This is a genomic window from Streptomyces longispororuber, from assembly GCF_024448165.1.
In the GTDB taxonomy this organism is placed as follows: Bacteria; Actinomycetota; Actinomycetes; order Streptomycetales; family Streptomycetaceae; genus Streptomyces; species Streptomyces longispororuber_A.
On the sequence record NZ_JAMOLN010000336.1, the window covers coordinates 1 to 7,096 of the forward strand.

The following is a 7,096-nucleotide window of genomic DNA, read 5'->3' on the forward strand; positions in this document are numbered from 1 at the left end:
GCGCCGCCCGTCCCGGGCGAAGTCGTCCACGGCGGCCTCCCGAACCCGCGTCCCGCGCGACACCAGGATCCAGTCGATGCGTTCACCGCCCGGGACCGGCGGCCGGTGGTCGTGGAAGGTGCCGTGCGCGGGGCCGCGCCGTTCGGCGACGTCCCAGGTGTCCACCAGGTCCGCCGCGTCGAGCAGCGCCGCGTGGACGGGGTCGTCCGCGGGGGCGTTGAAGTCGCCGGTGACCACACGCGGAAGACCGGGCGCGAGGACCCGCAGCCGCGCCGCGAGGAGCTCCGCCGCACGCTCCCGGGCGTACGCGCTCTCGTGGTCGAAGTGGGTGTTGACGGCGAGGAGCTCACCCCCGACGCGCAGGTCCCGCAGCCGCACCCAGGTGACCATGCGCGTACAGCAGCCGCCCCAGGTCTCGGAGCCGGGCACGTCCGGGGTGTCCGAGAGCCAGAAGTGGCCGGAGTCCAGCGCTTCGAGGCGCTCGCGGTCGTAGCCGATCGCCGCGAACTCGCCCCGGTCGCCGCCGTCCCGGCCCTGCCCGACCCACCCGTACCGGTCGGCGCCGAGATCGGCCGCGAGGTCGCGCAGCGGCCCCGCCAGACCTTCCTGGGTGCCGAGCAGATGGGGGCGCGCCCGGTCCAGCAACTCCCCGGCCAGGGGGGCGCCGGTCACGCCAGGGGCGGGGGGAAACGGGCCGGGCGACGAGCAGGTTGAAGGTCATGACCCGGAGCCAGTCCGGTTCGTCGTCCATCACGCGGGGCCTCCCGGTGGGCTGATGCCGGCACTTGTGCGTCCTCGATGAATGCGCTTACATTCACGGTGCGCGAGAACGCTAACTCCGCGGACAGCGATACGGCAACAGGTAGCAAAAGGTATAGAGGTCACCACGTGCTGCGAGCGAACGAATCACAGATCAAGGAACTGCTGGGCCGGATGACGGTCGAGGAGAAGCTCGGACAGCTCCAGCAGCTGACGTGGACGGGGGACACCGGACCCGGCGGCGGCCAGACCGCCGAGACGGAGGCGGCGGCCCGCGCCGGCCTGCTCGGCTCGGTCCTCAACATCCACGGCGCCCGGCACACGAACGAGCTGCAGCGCATCGCCGTCGAGGAGTCCCGGCTCGGCATCCCGCTGCTGTTCGGCCTCGACGTCATCCACGGATTCTGGACCACGTTCCCGATCCCGCTCGCGCAGGCCGCCAGCTTCGACCCGGAGGTGTCGCGGCGCGACGCCGAGGTGTCCGCCGCCGAGACCAGGACCAACGGCGTGCGCTGGACCTTCTCCCCGATGATGGACGTCACCCACGAGCCGCGCTGGGGCCGCATCGCCGAGGGCTCCGGCGAGGACCCGTACCTGAACGCGGTGTTCGCCGTCGCCAAGGTCGAGGGCTACCAGGGCCCGGCCGACGGCACGGAGCTCGGCGGCGACGGCCGGATCGCCGCCTGCGCCAAGCACTTCGTGGCGTACGGAGGTGCCGAGGGAGGGCGCGACTACAACACGGTCGACGTGTCCGAGCAGCGGCTGCGCAACCACTACCTGCCGCCGTTCAAGTCCGCGATCGACGCCGGTGCGGCCACGGTCATGGCCGCCTTCAACACCGTCAGCGGCGTCCCCGCGCACGGCAACGCCCACACGATGCAGACCGTCCTCAAGGACGAGTGGGGCTTCGACGGCTTCGTGGTCAGCGACTACACCGGCGTCCAGGAGCTCATCGCGCACGGCTTCGCCGAGGACGGCGCGGACGCGGCGGCGCTCTCCTTCGGCGCCGGGCTCGACATGGAGATGGTCTCCACGCACGTCGTCGACCATGGCAAGGCGCTCCTCGACGCAGGGCGGCTCACGATCGAGCGCGTGGACGACGCGGTCACCCGCATCCTGCGCCTGAAGTACGCCCTCGGCCTCTTCGACGACCCCTACTGCGACGAGTCCGCCGAGATCACCGAGCCGACCGCGGCCGCGCGGGCCGCCGCGCGCGACACCGCTGCCCGCTGCATGGTGCTGCTCAGGAACGAGGGGGCCGCCCTCCCGCTGGCCGCCACCGCCGCGTCGATCGCCGTGGTCGGCCCGTTCGCCGACTCCGCGGATCTGCACGGCACCTGGGGCGGTCCCGGCGCGCGCCGGTACCCGTCCGTCAGCATCCTCGACGGCGTGCGCGCGGCCGCCCCGGACGCCGTGGTCAGCCACGCGGGCGCCGACCCGGACGAGGCGGCGGCCGCCGCCGGTGGCGCCGACGTCACCGTGATCGTGGTCGGCGAGGAGGCCGAGCTCAGCGGTGAGGCGGCCGTGCGCAGCGACATCGGTCTGCCGCGCGGCCAGGAGGAGCTCATCGCCGCCGTCGCCGCCACCGGCAAGCCGTACGTGGTGGTCCTGGTCAACGGCCGGCCGCTGGTCCTCGGCGACTGGTTCGACGCGGCGCCCGCCGTCCTGGAGGCCTGGCACCCCGGCATCGAGGCCGGTCACGCGGTCGCCGACATCCTGTTCGGCACGGTCGCCCCGGGCGGCAAGCTGCCGGTGACCTTCCCGCGTGCCGTGGGCCAGATCCCCGTCTACTACAACCACGAGAGCACCGGCCGTCCCGTCGACCCGGCGCACCCCGACGAGAAGTACGTCTCCACCTACCTGGACCTGGCGGACGGGCCGCGGCTGCCCTTCGGCCACGGTCTCGGCTACACGACGTTCAGCACGTCGGAGCCGGCCCTCGGCCGGGACGAGATCTCCCGCGCCGAGCTGGCGCGGGGCGAGCAGGTCACCGTGCGGGTGACGGTCACCAACACCGGTGAGCGCGCGGGCGACGAGGTCGTCCAGCTCTACGTCCACGACGTCGCGGCGAGCATCGCCCAGCCGGTGCGCCGGCTGCGCGGCTTCGAGCGCGTCACCCTGGAGCCCGGCGCCACCGTCACGGTCGCCTTCGAACTGGGCGAGGAGGACCTGGGGTTCTGGACCAACGACCCGGCGGGCACGTTCCTCGTGGAGCGCGGCCGGTTCGACGTGTACGCGGGCACGAGCTCGACGGCCCCGGCGCGTACGACGCTGCGCGTCCTGTAGCCGCACCCCGACCGCACCGGTCCCGACCGTCATCCACGGTCGCGACCGGTGCGGATCGGTGGGGACCGGTGGGGGACGGCGGGGACCGGCGTGCTACTTCTCCTGCTGCCGGCGCACGATCTCGGCGATCCACACGGGCGCGAACGGTGACGTGCAGCCCGGCGAGGTCGGATAGTCCTTGAGCACCTCCAGGCGCTCCCCGATGCCGACGGCCCGGGTGCGGTACTCGGCGTGGTCGATGCCGATCTGCGCCAGGCAGTGGTTCATCGCCCACTGGAGGCGGTCAGGGGCGTCCTTCATCTCCGCCTCGATGACGTCGAGCAGCCCCGCGAGGTCGAGCCCTTCGGTCTTCTTCGCCACGCGCTCGGTGGTCAGCGCCCAGCCCGCGCTCGCGACCACGGGATCCGGGTCGGCGGTCCAGGTCACGCGCAGGTCCTCGGCGTGCGGGCTCTTCTTCACGACGTAGTTCACGAGCCAGTCGTGCACCTTGGGCGTCCGGGCGTCGCGCACCATGGCGTCCAGCTCGTCGCGCCCGAACGCCTTGGGCCGGCAGATCAGCAGCGCCAGCAGCCGTGCCGCGGTGTCGCCGGTCGCCCAGAGCCCCTGCGCGAGTTCCTGCTGGGTCTTGAGCCGCTTCGCGAGAGCGCGCAGCCTGCCGAGGTTCACACCGTGATCGTCACCGTGCTTCTCGTTGACCGCGCGTGCCTTCGGGTCCTCCAGCTCGGCCAGCTCGGCCATCACCTCGGCCACCGTCGTCTCGGCCACGTGAGCCTCCTGTCCGTTCCGTGCGGCACTCAGCGTACGACGGAAGGGCGACGGGGACCGGCCGGCCGGCGTCAGTGCAGCAGGGCGCTGCTGATGTCCCGCGCCGCGTCGGTGACCTGCGCCGCGAGGGCCGCTCTCGGCAGTCCGGCCTCGGTGAGCCGGTCCGTGCGTCCGGCGATGCTCACGGCGCCGACCACCCGACCCGAACCGTCGCGGATCGGCGCGCCGATCGCGCTCTCCCCCTCGGTCCGCTCGTCGACGGACGCGGCCCAGCCGCGCTGCCGGATCTCGTACAGCTCGGCGGCGAGGGCCGAGGACTCGGTGAGCGTACGGTCGGTGAACCGCGGCAGGTCCACGGGGACGTCCAGGCCGTGGTCGAAGGCGAGCAGCGTCTTGCCCACCCCGGAGGCGTGCAGCGGCAGGTGGCCGCCCACCCGCAGGACCTGGGCGCTCTCGTCGGGGCGGAACACGTGGTGGATGACGAGCGCCCGCCCCTCGTGCGCGGTGCCGATCCAGACGGACTCGCCGCTGCGCGCGGCCAGGGTGTCGGCGCTGTGCAGCGAGCGGGCCCGCAGTTCGTTCACGTCGAGGTAGCGGGTGCCCAGGTGCAGGAGCGAGGCCCCGAGGCGGTACCTGCCGGTGGGGGCGTCCTGCTCGACGAGGCCCGCCGCGGCGAGGGTGTCGAGGATGCCGGCGAGGGTGTCCTCGGTCAGGTCCATCGCCCGCGCCAGGTCGTTCAGACCCAGCAGCCGGGGCCCGGACGCAAGCATGCGCAGGGCCTGGGCGGCGCGCTCGACGGACTGGATCCTCATCGTCACGCCCGACACCGTATCGCGGAAAAACCGCAGGCAGGGAGGCAGTTCCGAGGTTCTCGCCGCGGGTTCGTCACGCCTCGCGTGCGGACCGCAGGAGATGGTCGCGTACGAGCGCTACGTGGGGATTCGTCGAGGAACCGGGCCGCTGGACGAGGAAGCCGGTGTTGATCGGGGCGTCCTCCGGATCGGTCAGCAGCACGAGCGCGCCGGAGGCCAGCTCGGGGGCGCACAGGTAGCGCGGCAGCACACTGAATCCGCTGCCGCCGACCACGGCCGACTTGACCGCCCGCAGATCCGGCACGGTGACCGCGGGAGTGCAGGTCAGCCGCTTGCCGAAGACGTGGCGCCAGTAGCGGCGGACGATCGGCAGGTCCTCGGCGTACGAGACGAGCGGGACGCCGTGCAGCGCCGCCGGGCCCTCCGCGGCGAGGCGCTGTCCGACGTGCTCGGCCCATCCGGGCGCGGCGACCAGCACGAACTCCTCGTCCGACAGCGGCACCGAGGCGAGCGCGCGCCCGCGCGGGCGCAGGGTGGCCACCACCAGGTCGTGGCGTCCTGCCCGCAGCGCCTCCAGCAGATCGTCGGTGAGGCCGAAGGCGATGCGCAGCCGCACGCCCTTCTCGACGAGCGGGGCGACCGTCGGCAGCACGCAGTGGGTGAGGTACTCGGCGGGGCCCGCCAGGTGGACGGGGTCCGCGTCCCCCTCGCCGAACAGGCCGCCCGAGCCGCTGACCGAGCCGAGCGCGTCCAGCGGCTCCATGACCCGCGCGGCCAGCTCGTCCGCGAACGAGGTGGGCGCCACGCCGCGCGGCTGCCGTTCGAACAGCTCCCGGCCGAGCTGGCTCTCCAGGGACCGGATCTGCGTCGTGACGGTCGGCTGGGACAGGCCCAGCAGGCGGGCGCCCGCGGTGAAGGCGCCCGCCCGGTACACCGCGAGGAACGTGCGCAGCAGGTTCAGGTCGGGGAGCCCGGCCCCGTGCGGCGCCTGCGCGGCCGCCGGTATTCCCGGGTCCATTCCCCGCCGTCCATCGGAATCCCTATCTCTCACATGTACGAGCCTATTGGATTCCGATGGGGGAGGGGGCCTACGGTCGAGGGCATCGCCGCACTGACGAAATGCGTACGAAGTGTCAGAACCTCGGACGTGTCAGCGGCGGCGACGGACCGTCCCCGATCCCGTACGCCTCGTGCGGGACCCCCACCCCCCGGAGAACCCTCATGTCGAAGATCCTCTTCGTCGTCACCGGCACGGACCACTGGACGCTGGCCGACGGCACGCGGCACCCCACCGGCTTCTGGGCCGAGGAGGCCGTCGCCCCTTACCAGGCGTTCAAGGCGGCCGGTCACGAGATCGTGGTCGCCACCCCCGGTGGCGTCGTGCCCACCGTCGACCAGGGCAGTCTCGCGCCCCAGTTCAACGGCGGGCAGGAGGGCGCCGACCGGATGGCCGCCGACCTCGCCGCGTTCGCCGAGCTGCAGTCCCCGATCAGCCTGGAGGACGTGCACCTCGACGACTACGCCGCCGTCTTCTACCCCGGCGGCCACGGCCCCATGGAGGACCTCGCCGTCGACGCCACCTCCGGTGACGTGCTGACCCGCGCCCTGGAGTCCGGCAAGCCCCTCGCCGTCGTCTGCCACGGTCCCGCCGCACTGCTCGCCGCGACCAAGGCGGACGGCACCAACTCCTTCAAGGGCTACGAGGTGGCCGCGTTCACCAACGAGGAGGAGACCCAGGGCGGCTTCGCCGACAAGGCCAAGTGGCTGCTCCAGGACCGCCTCACCGAAGCGGGCGTGCACGTCCAGGTCGGCGAGGCGTGGGCGCCGAAGGTGGTCGTCGACCGCAACCTGGTCACCGGCCAGAACCCGGCCTCCGCCGCCCCGCTCGCCGACGAACTGCTCAAGAAGCTGGTCTGACCCGATGGGCACCGACCGGCTCGACGAGGTCCTCGACGCGACGTACGACTGCCTGACCAGGTACGGCGTACGGCGCACCACGATGGACGACATCGCCACCGCCATGGGGGTGTCCCGGTCCGCGGTCTACCAGTACGTCCGCAGCAAGGACGACGCCTTCCGGCGGCTCGCCGGGCGCCTGCACGAGCAGGCCCTCGGGCGGGCCCGCCGGGCCGCCGCCGACACCGGTGCGACGTACCGGGACCGGGTGCGCGGCGTGCTCGCCGCCAAGCTCGACCTGGTCCTCGAACTGTCCGGGGACTCCCCGCACGCCGCCGAACTCCTCGACGACAAGGCCCGGCTGTTCGGCGGTATCTGCACCGCCTTCACCAGCGACCTGCACGCCCTGCTCACCGGCCTGTTCGCCGAGGCGGGCACCGTCGCCGGGATCGAACCGGCCGACGCCGCCACCCTGTGCATCGCCCAGGTCATGGGCCTGGAACACAGCCAGGACGCCCGCAGGCTGCTGCCCCTGGCGTCGGACGCGCTCGTGACCGCGGTGCTGGGCGTGCCCCTGG

General features: G+C 73.0%; 7 protein-coding genes. 3 read left to right on the forward strand and 4 right to left on the reverse strand.

Going from position 1 to position 7,096, the window contains the following annotated elements:
• On the reverse strand, nt 1–672 hold a 672-nt coding region (locus M4J07_RS45805; protein ID WP_255982946.1), incomplete at its 3' end, for an endonuclease/exonuclease/phosphatase family protein.
• A gap of 261 nt (nt 673–933) precedes the next feature.
• On the opposite strand from M4J07_RS45805, the gene M4J07_RS45810 reads away from it, so the two are divergent.
• On the forward strand, nt 934–3,045 hold the full coding sequence (locus M4J07_RS45810) for a glycoside hydrolase family 3 N-terminal domain-containing protein (RefSeq protein ID WP_255982956.1): 2,112 nt from the start codon (nt 934–936) through the stop codon (nt 3,043–3,045).
• A 93-nt stretch (nt 3,046–3,138) separates the two neighbouring features.
• Here M4J07_RS45810 and M4J07_RS45815 read toward each other — a convergent pair whose 3' ends face one another.
• The 3 genes from M4J07_RS45815 to M4J07_RS45825 form a co-directional block, all read right to left on the reverse strand.
• The gene (locus tag M4J07_RS45815; RefSeq protein ID WP_255982958.1) at nt 3,139–3,783 is read right to left on the reverse strand and encodes a DNA alkylation repair protein; all 645 of its coding nucleotides are present in this window, start codon (nt 3,781–3,783) and stop codon (nt 3,139–3,141) included.
• Nucleotides 3,784–3,881: 98 nt separating this feature from the next.
• Nucleotides 3,882–4,622, reverse strand: a complete 741-nt coding sequence (locus M4J07_RS45820) for an IclR family transcriptional regulator (protein ID WP_305129011.1) — start codon at nt 4,620–4,622, stop codon at nt 3,882–3,884.
• A 73-nt stretch (nt 4,623–4,695) separates the two neighbouring features.
• Nucleotides 4,696–5,640 carry a LysR family transcriptional regulator gene (locus M4J07_RS45825; protein WP_255982950.1) on the reverse strand — a complete coding sequence of 315 codons (945 nt, stop codon included), beginning with the start codon at nt 5,638–5,640 and terminating at the stop codon, nt 4,696–4,698.
• 203 nt (nt 5,641–5,843) lie between these two features.
• Here M4J07_RS45825 and M4J07_RS45830 point away from each other — a divergent pair, with 203 nt between their 5' ends.
• Complete coding sequence (locus M4J07_RS45830) at nt 5,844–6,539, forward strand: type 1 glutamine amidotransferase domain-containing protein (RefSeq protein ID WP_255982952.1); 696 nt, start codon at nt 5,844–5,846, stop codon at nt 6,537–6,539.
• Nucleotides 6,540–6,543: 4 nt separating this feature from the next.
• Nucleotides 6,544–7,096: TetR/AcrR family transcriptional regulator (locus M4J07_RS45835; protein WP_255982954.1), on the forward strand; the 553-nt coding region annotated here is incomplete at its 3' end.

Coding starts and splice junctions, on each gene's coding strand:
- M4J07_RS45825 (WP_255982950.1), bottom strand. CDS start 5,640: ATGGACCCGGGAATACCGGCGGCCGCGCAGGCGCCGCACGGGGCCGGG.
- M4J07_RS45830 (WP_255982952.1), top strand. CDS start 5,844: ATGTCGAAGATCCTCTTCGTCGTCACCGGCACGGACCACTGGACGCTG.
- M4J07_RS45810 (WP_255982956.1), top strand. CDS start 934: ATGACGGTCGAGGAGAAGCTCGGACAGCTCCAGCAGCTGACGTGGACG.
- M4J07_RS45815 (WP_255982958.1), bottom strand. CDS start 3,783: ATGGCCGAGCTGGCCGAGCTGGAGGACCCGAAGGCACGCGCGGTCAAC.
- M4J07_RS45820 (WP_305129011.1), bottom strand. CDS start 4,622: ATGAGGATCCAGTCCGTCGAGCGCGCCGCCCAGGCCCTGCGCATGCTT.